At 70.0% G+C, this 470-nt stretch carries 1 pseudogene; it reads left to right on the top strand.

Annotated features, from left to right (window positions below):
• A pseudogene (locus tag HX774_RS18725) lies at window positions 1–470 on the top strand (DNA polymerase III subunit gamma/tau); the annotation flags it as partial.

The raw sequence follows: 470 nt of genomic DNA, 5'->3' as shown, positions 1-470 counted from the left end.
CCGCGAAGGCATGAAGATCGAGCAGGAGGCCTTGGCGCTGATTTCCCGCGCCGCCGAGGGTTCGGTGCGCGACGGCCTCAGCTTGCTGGACCAGGCCCTGGTTCAAGCCGAGCACGGGCAGACGGTGCAGACCGCCACCGTCCGCGACATGCTGGGCCTGGCCGACCGCACCCAGACCATCGCCCTGTTCGAATCCGTCATGGCCGGGCGCACCGCCGAGGCGCTGGAGAATTTCCGCACCCTTTACGGCTATGGCGCCGATCCGGTGCAGGTGACGAACGACCTGCTGGAGCACTGCCACGCCGCCTCGGTCGCCAAGATGCTCGGCCCGAACGCCACCCGCCTGCCCAATGATCAGGCGCAGAAGCTGACGGCGCTGGGCGCGGCCATCTCGGCGGGAACCCTGTCGCGGACGTGGCAGATGCTGCTCAAGGCCCTGGACGAGGTGCGGCGCGCGCCGAAGCCCGCCG

This window comes from Brevundimonas sp. P7753, assembly GCF_013386595.1.
Lineage (GTDB): Bacteria > Pseudomonadota > Alphaproteobacteria > Caulobacterales > Caulobacteraceae > Brevundimonas > Brevundimonas bullata.
Note: the sequence above shows the minus strand (reverse complement) of the source record. Positions and strands in the feature narration are given on the sequence as shown.